Source organism: Massilia sp. DWR3-1-1, assembly GCF_049898325.1.
Classification (GTDB): domain Bacteria; phylum Pseudomonadota; class Gammaproteobacteria; order Burkholderiales; family Burkholderiaceae_D; genus JAFCUW01.
Genome location: NZ_JAFCXL010000066.1, coordinates 1 through 1939, shown reverse-complemented (window position 1 = coordinate 1939; position 1939 = coordinate 1). Strand labels below are relative to the sequence as shown.

At 57.8% G+C, this 1939-nt stretch carries 4 protein-coding genes; all 4 read left to right on the top strand.

The genetic code is table 11. The features are described from left to right. Positions 1 to 296 precede the first annotated feature (296 nt). The 4 genes from rpsF to rplI are packed head-to-tail and all read left to right on the top strand — an operon-like array spanning position 297 to position 1824. Positions 297 to 698: a 30S ribosomal protein S6 gene (rpsF, locus tag ACP7EY_RS23920; protein ID WP_426197750.1), complete on the top strand. Its 402-nt coding sequence runs from the start codon at positions 297 to 299 to the stop codon at positions 696 to 698. Between the two features lie 30 nt (positions 699 to 728). Then, positions 729 to 1067, top strand: a complete 339-nt coding sequence (gene priB / locus ACP7EY_RS23915) for a primosomal replication protein N (protein WP_426197749.1) — start codon at positions 729 to 731, stop codon at positions 1065 to 1067. Further along, entirely contained in the window at positions 1054 to 1344 is a 291-nt protein-coding gene (gene rpsR, locus ACP7EY_RS23910) for a 30S ribosomal protein S18 (protein WP_008450941.1), read from the top strand. The genes priB and rpsR overlap by 14 nt, the downstream gene beginning before the upstream one ends. Positions 1345 to 1371: 27 nt before the next feature. After that, positions 1372 to 1824, top strand: a complete 453-nt coding sequence (rplI, locus tag ACP7EY_RS23905; RefSeq protein ID WP_426197748.1) for a 50S ribosomal protein L9 — start codon at positions 1372 to 1374, stop codon at positions 1822 to 1824. Positions 1825 to 1939: the final 115 nt, after the last annotated feature.

Below are 1939 nucleotides of genomic sequence, written 5' to 3'. Positions count from 1 at the left end.
CTGATACAAGCGCCGAAACGAGGGGTCGGACCCGGCGCTCGCCTCGAACCCATCGCGGGGTGGGCTTGGATGGTGCGTGCTTACGCTAATGGGCTTTCACGGTAACGGTGAAAGCGCCATATTTTTCGCCCGAGAGCGAAGATTCGGGCCGTCCCCGGGCGCACTGCGGGGGCAGGGCGGCCACGCCGTGCTTGCCCGTACTTGCCAAAGTGCGCTATAATTGCCGGCTTTCCCTTCCCACACTCGTCTTGACGCCGAGGTGGGCTTTTGTTTTAAACGTCCTCAAGGAGTATTGAATGCGTCATTATGAAATCGTTTTTATCGTCCACCCGGACCAGAGCGAACAAGTCCCGGCGATGATCGAGCGTTACAAGGCCAGCGTCACCGCGCGCGGCGGTAACATCCATCGCGTGGAAGACTGGGGCCGTCGTCAGATGGCTTACTCGATCCAGAAGCTGCCGAAGGCACACTACATCTGCATGAACATCGAATGCGACAACGAGACGCTGGTCGAACTCGAAACCGCCTTCAAATTCAATGATGCCGTGCTGCGTCACCTGACCGTGAAGATGAAGAAGGCTGAAACCACGCCGTCGCCGATGATGAAATCGGTCCAGCGTGAAGATGCAGCCAAGAGCCATCGCTCGGAAGCCCAGGCACCAGCCGCAGCTCCAGTAGCAGCGCCAGCAGCTGCCTGATTGACTGGCAGGAATCATGTTGACTGGTAAGTGAATCAACTTCAGATCGTCGCCACCGTTACCGAGCGCGATGTATTGCGCTATACCCCGGCCGGCGTGCCGATCGTGTCCGCCACCCTGACGCACAGTTCGCACCAGGTGGAAGCAGGGGTGGCCAGGTTGACCGAATTCGAGATCATCGCCGTTGCTGCTGGCGAAATCTCCGGACGGTTCTCCCAGGCGGAGTTGGGCGCGGTGTACCAGTTCACGGGCTTTCTTGCCAAGAAAAATCGGAACAGCAAAGCGTTGGTGTTTCACATCATTGATTTCAATGCGGCCGCATCAGCGGCGCATATTTTAGATACAGGAGCCTCAAATGGCATTCGGTAAAAAGTTCGACAAAAACAAGCTCAAGCTCAAAGAAAAGCGCAAACAACAGAACCCTCTGTTCAAGCGCAAGAAGTTCTGCCGCTTCACCGCTGCAAACGTCGAGCAGGTCGACTACAAAGACGTCGACACCCTGAAAGACTTCGTCCAGGAAAACGGCAAGATCATGCCAGCACGCCTGACCGGTACCAAAGCGCACTACCAGCGCCAGGTTGACACCGCCATCAAGCGCGCACGCTACCTCGCGCTGCTGCCTTACACCGACCTGCACCACGCTTAAGCGCTGCAGAGAACCTGGAGAATCACTATGCAAATCATTCTGTTAGAAAAAGTCGTTAACGTCGGCAACCTGGGCGACGTCGTCAAAGTCAAAGACGGTTACGCACGTAACTTCCTGATCCCGCAACGCATGGCACGTCGTGCCACCGCGTCGGCTGTCGCTGAATTCGAAGTCAAGCGCGCCGAGCTGGAAAAAGCTGCTGGCGAGAAGCTGGCCGCATCGCAAGCCCAAGGCGACAAGCTGTCCGGCATGACCATCACCATCGCCCAGAAAGCTGGCGTTGACGGTCGTCTGTTTGGCTCGGTCACCAACTTCGACATCGCTGAAGCGTTGACGAAAGCTGGTTTCGCTGTCGAAAAAGCGCAAGTGCGCCTGCCGAACGGCCCGCTGAAAACCACCGGTGACCATGCTGTCGCCGTGGCGCTGCACACCGACGTCATCGTTGACATCACCGTCACCGTGGTCGGCGAAGCTGCCTAAGTAACACCTGCGCATCGTGGGCGCCCCCGGCGCGCCCCCTGCCCCCCAAGTGCCCGGGAATAACGGCCCAAATCCCGGGTATTACGGGGTTTTTTGGTGCGTGTTTGAACCGGTT